The organism is Nocardioides sp. (assembly GCF_024509035.1).
GTDB lineage: Bacteria > Actinomycetota > Actinomycetes > Propionibacteriales > Nocardioidaceae > Nocardioides.
Genome location: NZ_JANINT010000370.1, coordinates 1,548 through 1,794 on the forward strand (window position 1 = coordinate 1,548; position 247 = coordinate 1,794).

Sequence of the window (247 nt, forward strand, 5' to 3'; positions counted from 1 at the left end):
GGAACGGCTTGAGGTCCCGGGTGCGGTAACCCAGCGGGACGCCGTCCACCAGGACCTCGCCGCGGCTCGGCGGCTGCAGGCCGACCAGCGCCCGGGCCAGCGTGGTCTTGCCGGACCCGGACTCCCCGACGAGCGCGACGATCTCGCCGCTGCGCACGGTCAGGTCCGCGCCGTCGAGCGCCGTGGCGACGTCGCCGCCGCGCAGCTGGAAGGCGACCGCCAGGTCGCGGGCCTCCAGGGTCAGACC

The 247-nt window shown here is 76.5% G+C and carries 1 protein-coding gene; it reads right to left on the reverse strand.

Going from position 1 to position 247, the window contains the following annotated elements; translation table 11 throughout:
• Positions 1-247: ATP-binding cassette domain-containing protein (locus Q0L15_RS21440; protein ID WP_296606792.1), on the reverse strand; the 247-nt coding region annotated here is incomplete at both ends.